The sequence below is a fragment of the Clostridioides sp. ES-S-0048-02 genome, assembly GCF_020658495.1.
In the GTDB taxonomy this organism is placed as follows: Bacteria; Bacillota; Clostridia; order Peptostreptococcales; family Peptostreptococcaceae; genus Clostridioides.
The window spans coordinates 587,799-607,942 of sequence record NZ_JACVWH010000001.1 but is presented as its reverse complement, the minus strand read 5'-3'; the positions used below and the strand labels follow the sequence as shown (position 1 = coordinate 607,942).

24 protein-coding genes, 1 pseudogene and 1 riboswitch are annotated in these 20,144 nt (G+C 27.6%); of the genes and pseudogenes, 5 read left to right on the top strand and 20 right to left on the bottom strand.

Annotated features, from left to right (window positions below; translation table 11 throughout):
• Window positions 1-142 precede the first annotated feature (142 nt).
• From IC173_RS02900 to IC173_RS02850, 11 genes are all read right to left on the bottom strand, one after another.
• The gene (locus IC173_RS02900) at window positions 143-1,198 is read right to left on the bottom strand and encodes an SIS domain-containing protein (protein WP_227482392.1); all 1,056 of its coding nucleotides are present in this window, start codon (window positions 1,196-1,198) and stop codon (window positions 143-145) included.
• Window positions 1,199-1,246: 48 nt separating this feature from the next.
• Window positions 1,247-2,047: a PTS system mannose/fructose/sorbose family transporter subunit IID gene (locus IC173_RS02895; protein WP_227855131.1), complete on the bottom strand. Its 801-nt coding sequence runs from the start codon at window positions 2,045-2,047 to the stop codon at window positions 1,247-1,249.
• Window positions 2,040-2,831, bottom strand: coding sequence for a PTS mannose/fructose/sorbose/N-acetylgalactosamine transporter subunit IIC (locus IC173_RS02890; RefSeq protein WP_227433045.1), 792 nt, complete (start codon window positions 2,829-2,831; stop codon window positions 2,040-2,042). Before IC173_RS02890 ends, IC173_RS02895 begins: the two co-directional genes overlap by 8 nt.
• A gap of 28 nt (window positions 2,832-2,859) precedes the next feature.
• Window positions 2,860-3,282 (bottom strand): PTS sugar transporter subunit IIA, encoded by a 423-nt coding sequence (locus IC173_RS02885; protein ID WP_227433043.1) that lies wholly within the window; start codon window positions 3,280-3,282, stop codon window positions 2,860-2,862.
• A 15-nt stretch (window positions 3,283-3,297) separates the two neighbouring features.
• On the bottom strand, window positions 3,298-3,777 hold the full coding sequence (locus IC173_RS02880) for a PTS sugar transporter subunit IIB (RefSeq protein WP_227433042.1): 480 nt from the start codon (window positions 3,775-3,777) through the stop codon (window positions 3,298-3,300).
• A 132-nt stretch (window positions 3,778-3,909) separates the two neighbouring features.
• Entirely contained in the window at window positions 3,910-6,666 is a 2,757-nt protein-coding gene (locus IC173_RS02875) for a sigma 54-interacting transcriptional regulator (RefSeq protein WP_227433040.1), read from the bottom strand.
• A gap of 426 nt (window positions 6,667-7,092) precedes the next feature.
• Window positions 7,093-7,395: a PTS sugar transporter subunit IIB gene (locus IC173_RS02870; RefSeq protein WP_227433038.1), complete on the bottom strand. Its 303-nt coding sequence runs from the start codon at window positions 7,393-7,395 to the stop codon at window positions 7,093-7,095.
• Window positions 7,396-7,531: 136 nt separating this feature from the next.
• Window positions 7,532-8,164 (bottom strand): thiamine phosphate synthase, encoded by a 633-nt coding sequence (gene thiE, locus IC173_RS02865; RefSeq protein ID WP_227855130.1) that lies wholly within the window; start codon window positions 8,162-8,164, stop codon window positions 7,532-7,534.
• A gap of 21 nt (window positions 8,165-8,185) precedes the next feature.
• Window positions 8,186-8,977, bottom strand: a complete 792-nt coding sequence (gene thiM, locus IC173_RS02860) for a hydroxyethylthiazole kinase (RefSeq protein WP_227482389.1) — start codon at window positions 8,975-8,977, stop codon at window positions 8,186-8,188.
• Between the two features lie 22 nt (window positions 8,978-8,999).
• Entirely contained in the window at window positions 9,000-9,794 is a 795-nt protein-coding gene (gene thiD / locus IC173_RS02855) for a bifunctional hydroxymethylpyrimidine kinase/phosphomethylpyrimidine kinase (RefSeq protein ID WP_227855129.1), read from the bottom strand.
• A 103-nt stretch (window positions 9,795-9,897) separates the two neighbouring features.
• Window positions 9,898-9,990, bottom strand: a riboswitch (TPP riboswitch).
• A 93-nt stretch (window positions 9,991-10,083) separates the two neighbouring features.
• Complete coding sequence (locus IC173_RS02850; RefSeq protein ID WP_227433034.1) at window positions 10,084-10,395, bottom strand: GIY-YIG nuclease family protein; 312 nt, start codon at window positions 10,393-10,395, stop codon at window positions 10,084-10,086.
• 291 nt (window positions 10,396-10,686) lie between these two features.
• On the opposite strand from IC173_RS02850, the gene IC173_RS02845 reads away from it, so the two are divergent.
• Window positions 10,687-11,940 carry an anthrax toxin lethal factor-related metalloendopeptidase gene (locus IC173_RS02845; protein ID WP_227823778.1) on the top strand — a complete coding sequence of 418 codons (1,254 nt, stop codon included), beginning with the start codon at window positions 10,687-10,689 and terminating at the stop codon, window positions 11,938-11,940.
• Between the two features lie 143 nt (window positions 11,941-12,083).
• Window positions 12,084-12,953, top strand: coding sequence for a methionyl aminopeptidase (locus IC173_RS02840; protein ID WP_227823777.1), 870 nt, complete (start codon window positions 12,084-12,086; stop codon window positions 12,951-12,953).
• Window positions 12,954-13,006: 53 nt separating this feature from the next.
• Here IC173_RS02840 and IC173_RS02835 read toward each other — a convergent pair whose 3' ends face one another.
• A complete protein-coding gene (locus IC173_RS02835) occupies window positions 13,007-13,195 on the bottom strand; it encodes a ferredoxin (RefSeq protein ID WP_227433029.1) in 189 nt (62 codons plus the stop codon).
• Window positions 13,196-13,486: 291 nt separating this feature from the next.
• Window positions 13,487-13,693 carry a helix-turn-helix domain-containing protein gene (locus tag IC173_RS02830; protein WP_227433028.1) on the bottom strand — a complete coding sequence of 69 codons (207 nt, stop codon included), beginning with the start codon at window positions 13,691-13,693 and terminating at the stop codon, window positions 13,487-13,489.
• A 158-nt stretch (window positions 13,694-13,851) separates the two neighbouring features.
• On the opposite strand from IC173_RS02830, the gene IC173_RS02825 reads away from it, so the two are divergent.
• The 3 genes from IC173_RS02825 to IC173_RS02815 all read left to right on the top strand — a co-directional run bounded on the left by IC173_RS02825 (window position 13,852) and on the right by IC173_RS02815 (window position 15,965).
• Window positions 13,852-14,070 carry a hypothetical protein gene (locus tag IC173_RS02825; protein WP_227855128.1) on the top strand — a complete coding sequence of 73 codons (219 nt, stop codon included), beginning with the start codon at window positions 13,852-13,854 and terminating at the stop codon, window positions 14,068-14,070.
• 577 nt (window positions 14,071-14,647) lie between these two features.
• Window positions 14,648-15,616, top strand: coding sequence for a CPBP family intramembrane glutamic endopeptidase (locus IC173_RS02820; protein ID WP_227433025.1), 969 nt, complete (start codon window positions 14,648-14,650; stop codon window positions 15,614-15,616).
• Window positions 15,617-15,647: 31 nt separating this feature from the next.
• A complete protein-coding gene (locus IC173_RS02815; RefSeq protein ID WP_227836074.1) occupies window positions 15,648-15,965 on the top strand; it encodes a hypothetical protein in 318 nt (105 codons plus the stop codon).
• A gap of 84 nt (window positions 15,966-16,049) precedes the next feature.
• Here the strand turns inward: IC173_RS02815 and IC173_RS02810 are convergent, their stop codons facing one another.
• From IC173_RS02810 to IC173_RS02780, 7 genes and pseudogenes are all read right to left on the bottom strand, one after another.
• A complete protein-coding gene (locus IC173_RS02810) occupies window positions 16,050-16,700 on the bottom strand; it encodes a hypothetical protein (protein WP_227855127.1) in 651 nt (216 codons plus the stop codon).
• A 99-nt stretch (window positions 16,701-16,799) separates the two neighbouring features.
• Window positions 16,800-16,949, bottom strand: a complete 150-nt coding sequence (locus IC173_RS02805; protein WP_227855126.1) for a hypothetical protein — start codon at window positions 16,947-16,949, stop codon at window positions 16,800-16,802.
• 135 nt (window positions 16,950-17,084) lie between these two features.
• The gene (locus IC173_RS02800; RefSeq protein ID WP_227855125.1) at window positions 17,085-17,315 is read right to left on the bottom strand and encodes a hypothetical protein; all 231 of its coding nucleotides are present in this window, start codon (window positions 17,313-17,315) and stop codon (window positions 17,085-17,087) included.
• Between the two features lie 203 nt (window positions 17,316-17,518).
• Window positions 17,519-17,629 (bottom strand): annotated as a pseudogene (locus IC173_RS02795) (cell wall hydrolase); the annotation flags it as partial.
• Window positions 17,630-17,738: 109 nt separating this feature from the next.
• The gene (epsC, locus tag IC173_RS02790; RefSeq protein ID WP_227855124.1) at window positions 17,739-18,329 is read right to left on the bottom strand and encodes a serine O-acetyltransferase EpsC; all 591 of its coding nucleotides are present in this window, start codon (window positions 18,327-18,329) and stop codon (window positions 17,739-17,741) included.
• Window positions 18,330-18,355: 26 nt separating this feature from the next.
• A complete protein-coding gene (gene cysK, locus IC173_RS02785; protein WP_227433021.1) occupies window positions 18,356-19,264 on the bottom strand; it encodes a cysteine synthase A in 909 nt (302 codons plus the stop codon).
• A 237-nt stretch (window positions 19,265-19,501) separates the two neighbouring features.
• Window positions 19,502-20,128, bottom strand: a complete 627-nt coding sequence (locus IC173_RS02780; protein ID WP_227433020.1) for a K(+)-transporting ATPase subunit C — start codon at window positions 20,126-20,128, stop codon at window positions 19,502-19,504.
• Window positions 20,129-20,144 lie beyond the last annotated feature (16 nt).

The window sequence follows — 20,144 nt, the reverse complement described above, 5'->3', positions numbered from 1 at the left end:
TCCCAGTATATATTTTTTACAATTTATTAGAATAAAATTCATATATTGGGAAATATTAATAGTAAATAAATAATTGTTGCTATAAAGTAGAAATTATCTTTAAAAGCACAAATTAATTTACAGTCTCTACTTATATGTATAATTACTTATTAAACTTCTTACTACCTAACTTCATGTGGAACTTAGTATCTTTTGGAATACTTGGGTTTATACCTCTTAATGTAGGTATTTCTCCACATATCAATTGTATAGGTACTATGAAGTTAAACGTTTGATAGTAAGGATTATCTATAATATCTGCCTTTAAATTTTTATCTTCTTCTGCAACATCTCTACCTATGACAAATACATTGTCTGTCCATCCAGAAAGTACTTCAACCATCTTAGTTACTCTAGGTTCTCTTCCTGTATCTAGTATAAATATAGTAGAATCACTATTTATAGCATTGTATACACCATGTATGAACTCTTCAAACTCATATCCAGTTACAGGAATTCTCATTGTCTCTAATAATTTTAATGCTGACTCTAATGTATCTCCATATATATCAGAGTGACCTACTACTCTTATTTCTTTAGCGTTAACTAACTTTTCTTTGTTTCTTTCAATCCATTGCTCAGATGATTTATATACTGATTCAAATCTATCTATTGCATCCAATATCTTATTTATCTCTTCATTGTACTTTTCACTAGATATTATTCCCTTTTCTCTAGCTATTTGAAGACCTAATAACATTAAATTTAACTTTGTACAATAAAAGCCTTTTGTTTTAGCACCAGATTTTTCTTCACCACAATTCACTGTTAATATATAGTCAGAAATCTCATCTATTAGAGCATTTTTACAGCCTGCCATAGATGCTATTTTACAACCCTTGTCTTCAGCTAACTTCATAGCATTATATGCAGAATAACTACTTCCACCTTGAGATATTCCCACCACTAAGGTATTTTTATTATCAAATTTAAATGTATCTTCAGTTATCATAAATGGATACTTTTCTACAACATCTATGTCTAATAAATTTTGCAAATATGGTTGTACTTGCAATCCTGAGTGATAACTAGTACCTGAACCTGTTATTATAATCTTTTTTATATCTTCTTTCTTAATTTCATTAAATAAACTATCTGCATTAGATATCATTTCTCTCATTTTTGCTGGTGTTTCTAACATATAATCTTGTATTCTCATTTTGTATGCCTTCCTTATTCATATATTTAATAAATTATAATTTTCTTTCTATAATAACCCTATTGCATGTAAAGCAATTCCTCCCACTATAATGCCTAGAGTTAACTTTGTTACACTTACCTTTCGCTTTAGCATGTAATATATTACAAATGCAAAAGCTAAAGGTAACATGTTAGGTATTATTTTATCTAATATATCTTGTAAAACCACTTCTGCACCATTTAAATTAAATTTTAGTGGAGTAGTTATACTCAACATTGTTGCAACCATTCCTCCTACAACGAATAAACCAACAGTTGTAGCCATAGACATTATTTTCTCCATAAGCCCTTCTCTTTGTATTCTTTCAAGTGAATTTACTCCGACTTTATATCCATATTTAAGTCCAAGTATTCTTAGAGCAAATGCTGGGATATTATACAACAGTAAGAATAATAGCGGGCCAAATATATTTCCTTCTTTTGCAAGTGATACTCCTATTCCAGCAGCTATAATTCTAAATGTTCCCCAAAATAGTGAATCCCCAATTCCTGCAAGAGGTCCCATAAGAGCTGTTTTAACAGCACTGATTGAGTTTTCATCAAATTCTGAATTATTAGTATTCTCCTCTTCCATAGCTGCTGTTATACCTAATATAGCAGGAACTACTACTGTGGTTGTATTAAAAATTTCTAAGTGTCTTTCTATCGCTTTTGCTTGATTTTCTTTTTTATTATATAACTTCTTTATTGCAGGTAACATTGCATAACAATAACCTAAGTTTTGCATTCTTTCATAATTGAACGCACCTTGAAGAGCAAATGAACGCCAAAACATACTTCTTAATTCTTTTTTTGTTAGTTTATTCAAAGTCAATCTCTCCTTCCGTTAAAATATTAGTTGCTACTTGAGGATTTTGACTATTTTCTTTGTTATTAATATAAAAGTTTAATATAACTGCTACACAGACTCCAAACAACGCTATTGCAGTTATATCTAGTCCAACATAAGATGCTAAGAGGAATCCTATAAAGAAAAATACAGACATCTTTTTTGAAAGTAGCATATCCATAAGTAGTGCAAATCCTACTGCTGGTAACAATGTTCCTGCAACACCTAATCCATCTAATATAACTTTAGGTATTGCATTTATTAATGTTGTAACTTTATCAGCACCAATCATAATTGCTAAAAATGTTGGAACTGATGTACTTAAAAAGAATAATACTACTGGAATCCACATCATTATAGTAACCTTTTTAAAGTCAGCTTGTTTAGCATAAAAAACTGCCTTTTGAGAAAAATATGAGTTTACTATTCTAACCAATACTCCAAGAGATTGTGCTAAAACTGCTACTGGCACTGCTACAGCTAGAGCAACTTCTGCACCATTTCCTGATAATATAGCAAACGCTGTACCTAATACACCACCTGTTACTACATCTGGAGGAGTAGCTGCACCTATTCCTGCAATTCCCATCCAAATTAATTCAAGTTGTGCACCAATCATAATTCCTGACTTTATATCTCCTAAAACTAATCCTACTAATGCCCCTGTAACTATTGGTCTATCAAACATAGACTGACCAAATATACGTCCATCTAATATACCAAAGCCTGCTATAATAGCTAACATAATAGCTTGTACTAACATAGTGAACCTCCCTCTTAATTTACATTAATTACATCACACTTTTGATTTCATTTTTATTTTCTAATAGTTCATTTACATGAACTATTCCATTTCTCGCTTCCTCTAAACCTGATTTAGCTAATAGCTTTGCATCCTCTTCTGTTGATAAAAGAATAGCCAAAAGCATCGGTAAATTTACTCCTGTCAATAACTCAAATTTAAACCCTTGTAAAAGTAAATTAGTACATATGTTTGCTACACTTCCACCAAATATATCTGTTAGTATGATAAGCTCTCCATTATTTTTGTTATTTGATAATATACTTATCATTTCTTTCTCAGCATCGTCTGCTGATTTATCTTTTGTCATACAAAAGTACTCAACATTACTTAATGAACCAATTATTAATTTACTTGTCTCAACAAGCTCCTTAGATAATTCTCCATGTGTTGCAATTAAAAAATTTTTCATTTTCTTTCTCCCAAATTATTTTATTAAGTCTGATAATTTTTTCTTTTTGTCTCTAGGTAACATTCTAAATTCTATATCAATTCCTAAATCAGTTATTTCTTTAAAATTGTTTATATCATTATCATCAACAGCAACTAAGTCTGTCAGCTTCTTCTTTCCTTCCTCGTATCTTAATCCACCTACATTTATTTCTTTTAAAACTCCTCCTGAGTTTTTAGCTACATCTAAAGCATCTTTTGTATTTTTTACTAATACTAATACATTACTTTTCTTTGAAGAAGCAAATTTTTCTACTATTTCTCCAGATTCCTCTACCCCCCTTATATATAAAGTTACATTGCTAGGCTTAGCTAAATTTAATGACATGGCTTTCATTTGATCGTTTTTTGCTTCATCATTTGCAACTAATATTACATTTATACCTAATGATGTTGTCCATCCATATGCTACCTGACCATGTATTAGTCTGTCATCAATCCTCATTAAAGATATCATTTTCCTCAAATCCTCCATTATATATTAAAATTTTTATTTTTTATCCTCTTGTTTATTTATAAAAGCAAAAAGCATGCCAACTAGTGGCATACTTTTTTTCAATTTTATTTATTTATTTTTTAATACTGTATTTTACTGAAGTGGACCATAAATAATATTATAGATATATCCGATTTCTGAAATAGATATTTGCACACTATAGCTCTTTTCTAGCACACTAAATGCATTTTTTATTAGTTTAACTTCACTGTGATGGTTTTTAATTAATAAATTCATATCAGTATATTCTTCAATCTCAGCTTGTCTAACCAATCTTTCAATCATACAACTTAAGTGAACATATAAAGCAATTTTTTTATCATTAGGAAGTTTTTTCTTTTGATTATTTTCTATAGCATTGATTCCTTCTTCTATTCTCTCTATTATTTTTTTTGAGTCTAAAATAGTCAGACTATCTATTACTCTAATCAAAGAAAAATTCTTTATGATAGAATCATTTATGTTTTTGATTTTTTCACTTTCTACTACTTTACTAAATATTCTAAAGACATCATCTTCTCCTTTTCCTGATATTATATCCTCTAGTAGTATGAAGTCTACTCCATTTACATTTGGATTAGCAGTTCCTACTATGGCCAATACATCATACATTTTAAAAAGTGGATCTTTATCTCCCATAGAAACAAGACTCTCATAATCGTGCGGTATTATCTTAACATCAACTATCCCCATTAAGCTTTCTGAAAGTAGATGTTGGATTTTTATAGCAGTACCTATCCCAGTAAAACAAGAAGATACTATGGCATACTCTTTATTTTTTTGAGGATAATACAATTGTATGTTGGGTTTAATTTCTTCATCCATAATTTCTGCTATATCTTCAATGTTTTTACCTTGCATTAATAAATTACCTACCTCTAGTGCAAAAATAGTGGATATTTGGTCTATAAACAACATTGGACTACTTATTTTACTTTTTAAATCTTCATATATCAGATTAAGAGAGCCCATATCAAATAACACAACTAGTCCATTTTTTATCCTATCTCCTTCCAAGTATCTAGACATTTGATTTGATACATCAGCAATTGTCGCATCTATAGGCATATCTATAGCTGTAAATACATTTTTACCCAACATACGATTACATACATTTGCCATACTACTAGCAGTAGCATACCCATGTGCTATAATCATTGCATTAACTTTATTAGACTTCATTCTTATAACTGTCGACTTAATAAATATAATCATTATAATTATATCTACATTATTAAGATACATATCCAATCTATTTGCTATTAATGTCGATACTTTATTTACTATAGAGTATTCTTTGTAATTTTCTTTCTTTAAATATGTTAGTAATTTACTTTGTAAGATTTTACATTCATCAGACAATTGATAAGACTCATCCTTCAAATAAAGATACGAAGAAAATGCTAATACATTATTTCCATCATATTTTATATTGTTGTTAACTTCTAAATTTCTAAATATATCCTGCATTATAGATATTATAAGCTCCATAAGTACATTTTTATTTTCATCATTATTTGAAAAAACTAGGTTATCCATTAACCTAATCATTAAGTTTGAGCTCTTTTCACTAAATATCTCTTTTGTTATTTCTTTTTTTTCTAGTCTATCAAAATAATCTAAACACTTTGTAAGGCTTTGATATATTATATTTCTTTTATTTCCTTCATCTGATGTCTCAATATTAAATTGTTTAGGAGAAAACACAATACTTTTGCTTTTAGCACTTTGGAACTGAAATATATCTACATTTTCTATATAAATATTTCTAGGAAGGTCTTGAAGTGTAACAAAAATATTTCCATTTCTTTTTTGGTTTTTTGCATATGCCCTTCCACATGCATATTTTATTACATTTTTACATTCACCTATATTACCTTTGAATTTTATCTTTAAAATCGTATTTAATGTAATTTGAGTTATCTCTATAGGTAAACCAAGCACCTTACTTTCCTCATATATAAAATGTTCTATAATCTTCCTTTTTTCAATAGTTCCTCTTTCCTCTATATTAGGAACATAAATATTTATAGGTATTCTTCTTAAAAAAGTCTGCAAAAACTCAGATAAGCTTTCTGTTGTAGCAAATACTAGCCTTACCTTAGCACTTCTATTTACTCCATTCTCTCCAATTCTAGAAAATGTACCTGTATCCATAAATGTAAATAACTTTTCCTGACCTTCACTGTTTAATCTATGTACCTCATCTAAAAATAATATACCACCATCAGATTTCTCTATTAACCCAGCTCTAGATTCATTTGCTCCAGTATAAGCCCCCTTGACATGTCCAAATAGTATACTTGATAATAACTCTGGATTATTATAGTACTGTGCACAGTTTAGTACATTATATGGAGCATTTTTTTCTAATATATTACTACTTACACTATACTTATATATTACCTTCGCTAAAAAAGTTTTACCTACACCACTTTCACCTGTTAGCATTATTGTAAGTCCATCATTTGGATAAAGTACAGCGGTTTTTATTTGCTCTATTGCCTCTTTTAGGCTACTTTCATGACCTATAATACTGTTAAATACAATCTCCTGCTTTAATAATTTACACTCATTACTAAGTTCATCAACACTTTCATAAATACTTTTTTTCGTAGGACCTATTGCATCATTTATCTTATTTTTTGGTAGAAAGATAACAGGTCTACTATTTATCTTTATAAGATTATCAGACTTTACCAAATCATTTAATAATCTGCTTGATTGAGTTCTACTTAAATTAAACTTTTTTACTATATCTTCTGTTACTATACCACTTTGTTTTTTAAGTTCATCAAAATTGTCAAATAATACCTTTTCATTTATAAAACGTAAAATTTCATTCTTCATAATCAACCTCCAATATAAATGTCAATGATACCAGTATATCCTTTATATATTAGTGAAAAAATAAATTATATTCTTTTATTCTAATAAATAGTACTGCACTAATCTCATACAATCAAATCCAATTATTACCATATAAATTGATAAACGAGTAAATAGAAGTGTATTTTGAATAGATTAAAATCTAAATGGATAAGTATATAATCAGTGCAAATTTAGGAATAATTTACATATAGAAACAACTCTACCTTATATTCTCCTTTATTAATTTTTTTCTAGAAATAATTTTTTTCTAAGTTAATTATATATTAAGAGTCTATGAAGATGAACAATTTAAATCAGCCTTGTTGAAAATAAAAAAATTTGAAAAAGAACTATAAAATATAAAAAGTGAACTCTATATCATAGAGTTCACTATCAGTGATTAATTTAATTTAGTATTTCTAGTACTGCATTTAATACAGCATGACCATTACAAGTACCATAGTTTACCATATCTATTATAGCTACTGGAGCTTTATCTCCAACTATAGATTTTACATCATCAAACATAAATCTAAGCTGTGGCCCAAGAAGTAAAATATCAAAATTACCAAGTTCTGATTTTATATTTCCCTCTCCAACTGCCCATATTTTACAGTCTATATCTCTTTTCTTTGCATCTTTCTCCATTTTATTTACCAATAAAGTAGAAGACATACCGCCAACACACACTAATAATATCCTAATCATTAATATCTCCTTTTAATCAAATCTACATATATTTTGATTAAAAAGTATATGTAGAAAAGTTTACATTTATAACTTCCTATATTTTACTTTTAAATTATATCAAATTTTTCCAATTTTTTCACTACCATAACTCATTTTATATTTTTAATGTCCACTTTTCTACTTCTTCAGAAATATTTTCAGATTTTAATACAGCAGATATTATAGCATATCCATCACTATTTAAGCACTTAAGTTTATCTACATTATCTAGTTTTATCCCACCAATCAATACAAATGGTATATCTATCTTTCCTTTAATTTCTTTGACAGTTTCAAATGATGCGGATTTAGCATCCAGTTTGGTAGATGTTGTAAATATAGACCCTATACCTAAATAGTCTGCACCATCATTTTTTGCACAGATAGCTTCTTCTAAAGTTCTTGCTGATACACCTAGTATTTTATCTTTCCCTATAAGCTTTCTAACTTCCTTTGCATCAATGTCACTCTGTCCTACATGCACTCCATCTGCATCACAAATAATTGCTATATCTACTCTATCATTTATTATAAACTTAACACCATGTTTTCTAGTTATTTCCCTTAGCTTCATAGCCTTTTTTAAAAATTCTTTTCCAGAAGCATTTTTTTCTCTGAGTTGCACCGTTGTTATTCCAGAAACAATTGCATCTTCAATACATTTATAAAAATCTCTACCTTCTAGCATTTCAGAATCAGTCACTAAATATAACTTTAAGTCTTTTTTTAAACATTCTTTATCTATCATTTACAGCCTCCTGTTGACCATTTATTCATTTAAAAATTCAATATTAGAGTTTTTACTTATAATCTCTTCATCCATTTGATAAATAGAATTCATTAGATTTTCTTTAAATGTACCTATTGGTGGATTATTTAAATTAGCCAGCTCCCCACTTAACGACATTGTAAGTACACCCATTGTAGCTGCTTCTAATTTATTTTTAGTCACAGCCATAAAACTTGCAATCAAACTAGCAGTCATACACCCTGTGCCTGTAATACCTTTTAATTTATCAGTTCCATTATTTATTTTATATGTATTCTTACTATCAGTTATTATATCTATTTTTCCAGTTGCTGCAACTATACATTCAAGCTTTTCAGAAACTTTTTTTATTATATCAGTAGAATCTTCTTCATCATCAAAGGAATCTACACCTTTACCCATTACATCAAAGCCACCTATAAATTTTATTTCTGCTATATTCCCTTTAACCACATCAAATTTAACTTCATTTAAAAGCTTATTTGTAAGTTCTGCTCTGGCTTTACTTGCAAAGACTCCCACTGGGTCTAAGATAACAGGTTTATTGTATTTATTTGCAGCCTTTCCAGCCAATAAAAACAAATCTAATATATTTGAATTCATAGTTCCTATATTTATAACTACAGCATTTGCTATACTTACCATTTCTTCTACTTCCTCATATGAAAAACTCATAAGAGGGCTTGCACCTATAGCTAAAGTTACATTAGCACAATCATTTATTGTTACATTATTAGTATAGTGAATTACTAATGGGTTTACTTTTTTTACATCTTCAATTAAATTATACATATTCTACCTCCATAAAATTTTATTATTCAAACTTATAAAAATGATGTACTGGGCCTACTCCATGACCTATATCAAAACTATTTTTTATTGCTTCTGTTATATAAATTTTACTTAATTTTATTGCTTCTTTTATTTCATAACCTAATGCAAGGTAAGATGTTATTGCAGAAGATAATGTACATCCTGTTCCATGTGTATTTTTTTTATCAATTCTTTCACTTTTATACACTTCAAATATATTTTTACCAACTAAAATATCCACTGCTTCTCCATCTAAATGTCCACCTTTCATAAGAACAAATTTAGGTCCAAGCTCTAATATTTTCTTTCCTACTCTATTCATATCATCTACATTATGTATTTTTATTCCTGTAATTTCTTCTGCTTCTGGAATATTTGGTGTAATTATATATGCAAGTGGTATTAAATACTTAATTAGATTTTCCTTTGCTTCTGGTTTTAATAAATAATATCCACTTTTAGATATCATTACAGGGTCTACTATTAAATATTCTGGATTATATTTTTTTAAATTTTCAACTATTTCAAGTATAATTTCTGGGCTTGAAACCATTCCTATTTTTACTGCTCTTGGAGGTATGTCATCAAATACTGCCTCTATTTGTTTTTTTATTATACTTTGGCTTAAATCTTCTACAGCAAAAACTCCTTGAGTGTTTTGTGCCGTTATAGCTGTTATTACGCTCATTCCATATGTGCCAATTGCACTAAAAGTTTTCAAATCAGCTTGGATTCCAGCTCCTCCAGATGAATCTGAACCAGCTATTGTAAGTGTTGGTATTTTGTAGTTACTCATTTATACCCTCCTAAAAATTTAATTTAAATAGATTAACTAAAAAAGCTATACCTACAATAGGTATAGCTTAGAAATTCGCATATATCACAAATAATACATACTTAAGTTTTATACTAAGCTTTCCTACGCTGGCATTATCCAGTTCAGGTGTAAGGGTCGGTATTCCTCTCAGCTCTTGGCTCCCCTAGCTATTTTAATTTATTATATTTATAACTTCATTATATTACAATAGTATTTATTGTCAAGTTTTTACACTGTATACACTTATTTACAATATAATTAAAGACACTTACTTCAGTTCTTTTATCTCTTCTCCAATAATATAATTTTCTTTATTGTCAATTGAATCTATAAGTATATTGGGATTTTTTATTATAGATAATTTTTTATCCCTAGTTAACTTTTTTATATAGTATTCTAATTTCATTGCATTACTTTTTGTATTTGTTACAAAATAAACCTCTAACTTTTTAAATCCCCTTGCTCTTGTATACTTTGAATTAATTCCTGACTTATGCTCATTCATTCTTCTTTCTATATTGCTAGTATATCCAGTATATAGAGAATCATCTTTGCACCTTATAATATATGTAAAATACATCTTAATTCACATCCTTAAATTAAATATATAAACATTATATTATAAAATAAAAAAAACTGCTGTAAATTTTATATATTGGTCAGCTATAACAATAACTCAAATGTAAATTCGTAAAGTAGATTCTAAAAGTATTTGACGCTAAATTTTGACATATTAATAACATATTTATTCTTCTAACAAAAAATTCACAAATATAAAAAATAAAATTTTCAAAAAAATTATAATTTTCAAAAAAATAAATTGACATATATAAAAAAATTATGATAACCTAATAAAAAGGGGGCAATGATTATGGAAAACAATTTAATTATAGCTAAAAGCAATAATATTGAATTATCACAAAAGAACTTATTTAAAGTCAATTTACAGATAGGTGTAGACTTTACACTTTTGTCAAAATCACTTAAAGCCTTTTATAAAAAAGAAGAAGATTTTTATTGCATTGCTCTTGCACCATGCAATGTATCTGATGAAAAAGCAAGCAAGAAGATAAATATTCCTGAGATGATAAAAGAAATTAATACTTTAATTGAAAGTGTGACTGATAAAAGTGAACTTTTAAGTGAAGAAATATTTACAAACAATCTATCAGAATTTTTCGACGAATCTTTAGATAACATTTATATAGAGTTAAGACAAGCATATCTATATCTTAAGAAGAATACAAACAATCTTGATATAGAAAACTCCATTGAATATGTATTCGATGTCAGTATAAGTAATAAAACAAAAATGAAAGAAAATCCACTAATTAACTTTAATTCACTTTCTTTAGTGGTATGGAGTGGTGAAACAAAAAATATTTTACATCAAATGAACATTTTAGATTTAGAAAATATTCACTCCTCTTTTTCAGAAAACGATGCAAATATGACTTTTTATCGAGATGATAGCCTCAAATATGAAGTTAACAAAAACAGTAAAAATATAAGAGAAAGTAATATAGATATAATTGAACAAATGATTATACTTCCAGATAATTCAGACTATGATAAAGATGAAGTTGAAAACATGAAAAACAGACTTTCAAACATAAATGGAAAATATCTACAAACACTTAAAGAAAAAGATATAATTATAAAATTAATAAATTCAAATTTAACTGATGAACCAGAATTTAGTGATTTAAAACACCAATTACCTCCATGCTGGGTAAGATCAGGTAAAACTTGGAAAGATGTACCTGGGATATATAGAAACAACTCTATTGTGGCTAAAATAGGTTATAGTAACCCTAGTTATGCAAATGTTCATTCAGCTAAAAATTTGGAATTACATGAAACTGCACATGCTATAGATAAAAATGTATTAGACAAAAAATCAAATTCAGAAGAATTTATGGAAGTGTTTATTCAAGAAAGGTATAAACTTTATGACCCTAAACAAGTTGCACATGCATATATTAGTAAATTCCCAGAAGAATTTTTTGCGGAATCATTTGTGCATTATTATCTTGATGAAGACTCAAAAAATATATTGAAAGAAAATTGTCCTTTAACATATAATTTTCTTGAAGAATTAGAACTAAGCTATGAAACACATTAATACTTAATAATATATTTCTATTTAATAAAGTACTCTTTATAAAAGACTTTTTGATATTTATGTTATAATATTTCTAATGGTTATATTTTAAAATAGTTTATGTAGCCCATAATTTAAATAAATAATAAAAAGGATGAAGAGTTATGAAATTAAACAGAAACGATGCTTGTTGGTGTGGAAGTACTAAAAAATATAAAAAATGTCATATGGATATAGATAATAAAATAAATTCATTTGCTCAGCTAGGTCATATTGTACCTACTCACGACATCATAAAAAATGCAACACAAATTGAAGAAATTAAAAAAAGTGCTGTAATAAACACAAAGATTTTAGATTATATTTCGGATAAAATTAAAGTTGGAATGTCTACAGAAGATATAAATGAATTAGTCCATAACTTTACATTAGAAAATGGAGCTATTCCTGCACCACTAGATTATAATGGTTTTCCTAAAAGTGTATGTACATCAATAAACAATGAAGTTTGTCATGGTATCCCAAGTAAAGACATCCTATTAAAGGATGGAGATATTATAAATGTAGATGTGTCTACTATTTTTAATGGATATTACTCAGATGCTTCAAGAATGTTTATGATAGGAAATGTTAAAGAAAATGCAAAAAAATTGGTTCAAGTTACTAAAGAATGCATTCAAAAAGGTCTTGAAGCTGCTAAACCATGGGGATTCTTGGGTGATATAGGTAATGCTATTAATTCTTATGCAAAAGAAAATGGATATTCTGTTGTTAGAGAAATTGGTGGGCATGGAGTTGGACTAAGTTTTCATGAAGACCCATTTGTAAGTTATGTTTCTAAAAAAGGAACTGAAATGTTATTGGTTCCTGGAATGATATTTACTATAGAACCTATGGTAAATGAAGGAACTCATGAGATTTTTGTTGATGAAGAAAATGATTGGACTATCTACACAAAAGATGGTAAATTATCTGCTCAATGGGAGTGCATGGTTTTAGTTACAGAAACAGGAATTGAAATTTTAACTCAATAAAATATAAAAGCCTATAAAGATTGAGCTTTCAATCTTCATAGGCTTTTCTTTTGTTAATGCACATCTATTGCATCAACTGGACAGCTTTCTCTAGCCTCTTTTGCTGATTCTTCAGCATCACTTGGTATTTCATCAACTATAACATGTGATTTTCCATCATCAGCCATGTCAAATACTTCTGGGCATATTGATGGACATAATCCACAACCTATACAAGTATCTTGATTAACATTTGCTTTCATAATAAAATCCTCCTATATGTTACAAATTTAAAATTTTTGTTTACCAACGATTGGCGAACTAAAACTTTGACCTTCAGTTCTTTTTTATTATGTCCTCAAATTTGAAAATAATACCTTTTCAAAATAAATTTTATAAAATTTATTTTATAGTTATATTATGATTATTTTTCTTTATAATCTGATAAAACCTCGTCCATTGTATGAAACTTAATCTTTTATTTCTTTTATTTCTATATTTTCTAATGCCCTATAAAACATATTAGTATCATATACTTTTTAAGATAAATATTGCTACTCAATATCTTTTTTAATCTCAACAATATCTTCTATGTTACAATCTAATGCCAAACATATTTTTTCCATTGTAGCCATAGAGACAACTTTATCCTCGTTCAATTTACTAATACTTGAACTTCCTAGTCCTGTCATTTCTTTAAATTCCATTTTTTTAATTTTTTTATCAATTAATAATTTCCATAAGCGATTGTATGAAATCATTTTATCACCTCTTTTAATTTATTTTATCATAATTAACCCATTAAGGGCAGTATTTCTCTTTTATAGTTAATTTTTCTTGACTTTATTATGAAATAGTAATATTATTAAATTAACCTTAAAAGGTTAATATTAACCACTTAAGGATTGGAAAGCATAGTATGGCACCTTGTTTTAATGCTGAAGGCTTAGTTATAGAAGATAAAGAAAATGTATCTACTGCAGAAAAATATTTCGTAATAAGCAGATACTATGATGATGGCAAAACTATTGCTTTTATAGAAATAAATAACACTAAATACAAGACTGAATATGTTAGAAACTTTGACCAGTATGTAGACGAATTTTTTACTTTGGAAGCGCTTATAAGAATGCCTTAGTGCTTAAGGGGTGATATAGATGTGTTTTAATACTTACATACTGAAAAGAGTTTTAAACAACAAGTAACTAGAATTAACTCGTAGTTTTGACCTAGATAATCTTATTGATACTGCAACAGAGATTTTGAAAAATAATAAGATTAATTTGATAATTATTGATGAAGTAAACAAGGTTGTTTGGAAAAATGAAAAAAGCACTCCCGCTCATGAGAATGCTTAGTTATAGCTATAGAAGTGTACTACCAATACACTTCTATTTTTTTATTATATCATATAATTTTGTGTATGAAAAAGACTCATTTAAATCAATTTTAAGATGTGTTAAGTAACGCTCTTGATAGTTTATACATTAATAAATATACAATATAATTATAACATGTCTTATGTTTTAGTATAATAATTTTCGTTCGTTTTATTATTACAACTTCTACTATAGTTTTATATAACCTGTTAATATTTGTAATATTTTAGATACTCTTTATACTTACATTGCTGCTATACTTTTATTAAGAAAATTAATACAATATGAATTTGTTATTATAGAAAAGAAAGTAATATGTTAAAGGAGGTTTTTGTATTGAAATTACAAGAAAAATGGATTGATTTATTAAATCCAAGATATATTGAAAATGAAGAAAAAAGAAAGAAAATACAGATTATAATATTTTTTTCTATAACTTTTGGCTTAACTTATTTATTAGGTTTTCTATTATATTTCAATAAGTTTATTGACCCAGGAAATTTTGCATCATTCATAATGATATTACCTTTATCTTCTGTCGCTATTGCAAAATTTTACTCAGAAGGAAAAACTAATAATGAGTATAAGTTTTATTCATTAGTAATATTACTTTTTCTTAGTTATTTTTTATTATTTATTGCTAAATCATTTAACTTAATAAACCTCAATCAATCTCAATTAGTGAATTCTATATTAATTTTAATAAGCAGTTTATATCTTATTATTTATTCTTTTAAATCAAAAGAACTGTATATTCTAAAAAATGTAAGAACAGGTGCTTTATTAATTATCTACTTTATATTTTCTCAAGTTATCCTTGGATTAATAATAAGTAGAAATAATCTTAATTATAATGGTATTTTATTTTATCTGAACCTTACTATAATATCATTAATATATATTTATCCTTTTTTGTCTGAAGAATATGGCTGGAGATGTTTTTTACAAAGTATTTTCTTTAATAAATTTGACAAAAAAATAGGTGTTATAATTGTAGGTGTTTGTTGGAGTTTATGGCATTTACCTCTACAATTTACATTCTATAATCCAGATGCTCCAATACTGGGAAGTGTAATTCATTTAATTTATGGAATCGGACTTTCTATATTTTTAGGTTATGTTTATTTGAAAACTAAAAATATATGGATTTGTTCTATAATTCATGCTTTAGTTGATAGTTTAGATGTTATTTGTAATAGTTCTGAAATACCACTTAGCTATTATGTTATTTTAGAGAGACTTATATTTGTATCACTATTTTATCTTCCTTTCCTCTTTACAAAAGAATATAAACAACATACATAAAAAAATTATTATGCTAAAGGAGGTATATACTATGAACTTTGGAAATATCAATCTTATACTTATTGGAGTAGGAATTATAATATTAACTACAATAATATCTTTAATTAAACCTAAAACTAGTTTTTGCAGTGAAAAATATTTTAATAAATTAGAATCAACGTATGGAAATATAGATAAGAAAAGAACTGTTAAACTAGAAATACTTTCTCGCTATGTAATGGGTCTTGAATATATAGCAATAGGTTTATTCACAAGAAAATTAGACATTACAATAATAGCAATGATAATAGCAGCCATTATAACAACAGCATTATATTATCTAATTAGAAAGAAATATATAGCTATATAAAATCTAATAGGATTAATAGCAAAAGAAGGTAACAACTAACTAGTTGCTACCTTCTAAAATATACCTGATTTTATTGGGGGGTCTTTAAATTAAAGTATCTATATAATTTTTTTGCCCATTAATATTTTGATTTTTCTTGTATTTTTCAGCATCTTTATCTAACTTTTCTATTCTTGACTCAATTTTCTTTATTTCCTCTTGAGTCATACTCATAAAATCTTTAAGCATATTTTCAAGTTCTTCGCGAGTTTTACCTTCTAAAAATAAATTTTCAAGTTCTTTATCTTCTTTATCAATATGTTTTTGTTCTAGTTCTTCTGACTCTTTTTCATTATCGACGCCTTTTTGATCTAATTCTTCTACCTTTTCTTCATTTTTATTATTAAGTTCATCTGTATTTAATGATTCCTCTTTTTCTCCTGTATTTAGAGAAATTGGATATTCTTCCAAAATAGTATTTTTATTTTCTTCTTCTACATTACTATTTTTATTTTCTTCTTCTGATTTAAATAAATTTCTGATTGCTTCATTTATTTTTTTAGCATAAAGTTCTTGTTTATCTTTTAAATCTTTAATTCTATTATCAAGTTCTTGTTTTTGTTTCATGATATTAGATAAATAATTATTTTTTTCTATAGTTTCATTTTTCTTAATAATATTTGTTTTTTTTGTATTTTTTATGTTACTTTCATTATTTAATAAATATTGGCTTCTATATTGACTAGAAATTTTCATTATATTTACCTCTCCAAAATAAATTTATTCTCATATTAAAAAAGTAATTATATGTTAGTTTTAAAACCATTCATATAATTACTTTAAAACATACATTAATTACATATGTTGAGATATAAAAACACCAGAATACTTGCTTAATACATCTGCAAAATCATAATTTCTTCCATCTATAAACCATTTACCCTTCCATGTACTTGTATTCCCAAAATCGAAGTTCCCATCTATAGTCTGCCCATTTGACAACATAACAAAGAATGGATGATATCCATATGTATAACTTACATTAAAAGAAAATGAATAGTACCCATTTGAATCTGTTTTAGTAATATCAAATATATCTTTTACTGATGTATATTCCTTTGGATAGTCATTTTCAAGTAATTATACAGTTCTATTAGCTATCGGCGCCCCTGACTTATCTGTTGCATATCCACTAAATGTAACACGCCCACTTTTTGGTATACTTGGCTTATCAACATAAATGCTTATTGTATCTCTATTCTCAAGTCTAATATTTTTCTCGTTTTTTAAATTTATGTCCTTTTCCATTGCGTTTGAAATAACCAGATTAGAAAACGATAATGTTAAAATACTAATTGTTGCTAATGACATAGATGTTATTTTCTTAAAATTTATACAATTATACCCCTTCAATTATCTTATATTTAATCATATCCTAGCACTATAGAGGTAAATTTACAAGAAATCTGCATAACTAGTCAATAAACACGCAAAATCGGCTAATATTTTTAAAAAATTATTTTTTTTCATAAAATAGTAATAATTTATACAAATACCTTATATATTTTAAAATATTATCTATTTATGAAATCTAATGCTTTGTAAAGAATATCATTCCCCTTTATCATAGTGAACTTTTCTTTAGTCATAGAACCTATCTTTTCACATGCTCCACCACCAACAACAGCACCTACTCCTCCAAATAAAACTCCTTCTGCTAAAGCTCTTCCTATCCCACCTTTAGTCACAGTTTCACCATTTTCCAAAAGTTCATATTCTATAACATCACTATGACTATATATAATATACATTGTCTAACTCTTCGTATTCGTAGGATACTTCTCTTTTATTCTTTTTTACAGGTTCTAGATTTCTTATTTTCACTATTTTTGCTGGTATACCAACAACTGTGGCTCCATTAGGTACATCTTTAACAACAACTGAATTTGCACCTATTTTTGAATTAGAACCGATATTTAAAGGTCCTAGTATTTTTGTTCCAGCTCCAATTAATACATCATCGCCAACAGTTGGATGTCTCTTGCCAGTATCCTTTCCTGTAGCACCCAAAGTAGCTCCTTGATATATTGTTACTCTATTTCCCACTTCAGCTGTTTCGCCAATTACAACACCCATTCCATGGTCTATCAAAATACCTTCTCCCATTTTAGCTCCAGGATGTATTTCTATACCAGTCATAAATCTGGATATCTGGGATATCAATCTAGCTGAAAAAAGCATCTTCTTCTTATAAAGAAAATGAGCTATTCTATGCATTATCATTGCATGCACTGATGGATATAGTAAAAAAACTTCTATCTTAGTTCTAGCTGCTGGATCATTCTTCATTATATATTCAATATCTTTATTTATTTTTTTAAACAAAGTATTCACTCCCTCAAATAAAATTATTAAAATATTCCCATGGACATATATTTATCTACTCCATCTGGAGCTACTGTTACTATTTTTTTATTTGGATATTTTTTCGCCATTTCCATAGCTCCAAATATATTTGCTCCAGAAGATATACCTACCAAAATCCCTTCCTTTGATGCAAGTAATTTAACTGTATCAAAAGCATCTTCATCATCAACTAATATTACTTCATCAACTACACTAGAATCATAATTTTCAGGAACAAAGTTAGCTCCTATTCCTTGTATTTTATGAGGTCCAGTTTTATTTTCTGATATAGCTGGAGATTTTTTTGGCTCAAGTGCAACTACTTTTATATTTGGATTTTGCTCTTTTAAATATCTTGCAGTCCCTATTAAAGTACCACCTGTTCCAACTCCACATACAAATATATCTAAATCTCTAACATCATTCATAATTTCAACTGCTGTTGTTTTATAATGTGCATTTGGATTGTCTTTATTTTCAAATTGTTTCAAACTTTTATAGTTTGGATTTTCTCTCAATAGTTCATTTGCTTTTTCTATAGAGCCTGACATTCCAGCTTTTCCATCTGTAAGTACTAAATTTGCTCCATAAGCCTTCATTAAATCTCGTCTCTCGATACTCATAGTCTCTGGCATTACTATTACTACTTCATATCCTTTTAATCTTCCTATCATGGATAATGCAATACCAGTGTTGCCACTAGTTGCTTCTACTAGTACATCACCCTTTTTTAATTCTCCTCTTTTTTCTAATCCTTCTAGCATTTCATAAACTGCTCTATCTTTTATACTTCCTGCTGGATTTACTTTTTCTAATTTTACATATATGTTAGAACACCCGTTAGTACATCCTAAATTATTTAACCTTACTACAGGTGTGTTTCCTATCAACTCTAATGCGTTATTATATAACATACTACTTCCTCCTATATGTCCAATTCTATTATCAAATTGATAACGATAAATATATTATAGTATTATCATTTTGATAATGCAACCTTTTTTTGGATTTTATCCCTTCAATTGTTTTATTTCTAATATTAATAATATTCAAACAAAAAAAGTGAAAATCATTATCGATTTTCACTCTTCAAACTTCAAGCTTTATGCTAAGTCATACACAATACTTCACTACAAAAATTCTACGAAATACTATATAAGACCTAATATTTTTGCAACCTCTACATTAACCTTTAGCACATTAACTCTATCTTCACCTAAAACTCCGAAAAGTTTTTTTGAAGTATTATCATCTACAATTTTTTGTAATTTACTCTCTGATATTCCTGATACTTTTGCTATAGCAGGTATCTGAACCTTTGCAGAAGCGGGACTTATATTAGGGTCAAGTCCTGAACCTGATGCTGTAAGCAAATCTGTTGGTATATCTTCTTTTTTTACACCTGGATTATCCTTCAAAAACTGTTCAATGTCTTTTTGAACTCTATCATGAAGCTCTGGATTAGTTGCTCCATAATTAAAAGAACCCGATGAAACACCGCCATAAACTGTATTTCCATCCTTATCTGGTATTAAATCTTCTTTTGTATAAGTATTATAGTTTACTGATGAAACTCTTCCCTTAAAAAATCTTGCATCTGTAAAACTTTGACCAATAAGCTCTGAACCAACCTTTACGCCATTTACTTCTATCATACTTCCATTAGCTTTATCTTTAAATGCAACTTGACTTACGCCTGTTAAAACAAGTGGATATACAAGTCCGCAAACAAATAACAATACAAGACTTACAAGCAATGCTGGTTTTAATGTTTTCATTTTTATATCCTCCATT

Coding starts and splice junctions, on each gene's coding strand:
- IC173_RS02900 (WP_227482392.1), bottom strand. CDS start 1,198: ATGAGAATACAAGATTATATGTTAGAAACACCAGCAAAAATGAGAGAA.
- IC173_RS02890 (WP_227433045.1), bottom strand. CDS start 2,831: ATGTTAGTACAAGCTATTATGTTAGCTATTATAGCAGGCTTTGGTATA.
- IC173_RS02885 (WP_227433043.1), bottom strand. CDS start 3,282: ATGAAAAATTTTTTAATTGCAACACATGGAGAATTATCTAAGGAGCTT.
- IC173_RS02880 (WP_227433042.1), bottom strand. CDS start 3,777: ATGATATCTTTAATGAGGATTGATGACAGACTAATACATGGTCAGGTA.
- IC173_RS02875 (WP_227433040.1), bottom strand. CDS start 6,666: ATGAAGAATGAAATTTTACGTTTTATAAATGAAAAGGTATTATTTGAC.
- IC173_RS02870 (WP_227433038.1), bottom strand. CDS start 7,395: ATGATTAGGATATTATTAGTGTGTGTTGGCGGTATGTCTTCTACTTTA.
- thiE (WP_227855130.1), bottom strand. CDS start 8,164: ATGATAGATAAAGAATGTTTAAAAAAAGACTTAAAGTTATATTTAGTG.
- thiM (WP_227482389.1), bottom strand. CDS start 8,977: ATGTATAATTTAATTGAAGATGTAAAAAAAGTAAACCCATTAGTAATT.
- thiD (WP_227855129.1), bottom strand. CDS start 9,794: ATGAGTAACTACAAAATACCAACACTTACAATAGCTGGTTCAGATTCA.
- IC173_RS02850 (WP_227433034.1), bottom strand. CDS start 10,395: ATGTATTTTACATATATTATAAGGTGCAAAGATGATTCTCTATATACT.
- IC173_RS02845 (WP_227823778.1), top strand. CDS start 10,687: ATGGAAAACAATTTAATTATAGCTAAAAGCAATAATATTGAATTATCA.
- IC173_RS02840 (WP_227823777.1), top strand. CDS start 12,084: ATGAAATTAAACAGAAACGATGCTTGTTGGTGTGGAAGTACTAAAAAA.
- IC173_RS02835 (WP_227433029.1), bottom strand. CDS start 13,195: ATGAAAGCAAATGTTAATCAAGATACTTGTATAGGTTGTGGATTATGT.
- IC173_RS02830 (WP_227433028.1), bottom strand. CDS start 13,693: ATGATTTCATACAATCGCTTATGGAAATTATTAATTGATAAAAAAATT.
- IC173_RS02825 (WP_227855128.1), top strand. CDS start 13,852: ATGGCACCTTGTTTTAATGCTGAAGGCTTAGTTATAGAAGATAAAGAA.
- IC173_RS02815 (WP_227836074.1), top strand. CDS start 15,648: ATGAACTTTGGAAATATCAATCTTATACTTATTGGAGTAGGAATTATA.
- IC173_RS02810 (WP_227855127.1), bottom strand. CDS start 16,700: ATGAAAATTTCTAGTCAATATAGAAGCCAATATTTATTAAATAATGAA.
- IC173_RS02805 (WP_227855126.1), bottom strand. CDS start 16,949: ATGTTGTCAAATGGGCAGACTATAGATGGGAACTTCGATTTTGGGAAT.
- IC173_RS02800 (WP_227855125.1), bottom strand. CDS start 17,315: ATGTCATTAGCAACAATTAGTATTTTAACATTATCGTTTTCTAATCTG.
- cysK (WP_227433021.1), bottom strand. CDS start 19,264: ATGTTATATAATAACGCATTAGAGTTGATAGGAAACACACCTGTAGTA.
- IC173_RS02780 (WP_227433020.1), bottom strand. CDS start 20,128: ATGAAAACATTAAAACCAGCATTGCTTGTAAGTCTTGTATTGTTATTT.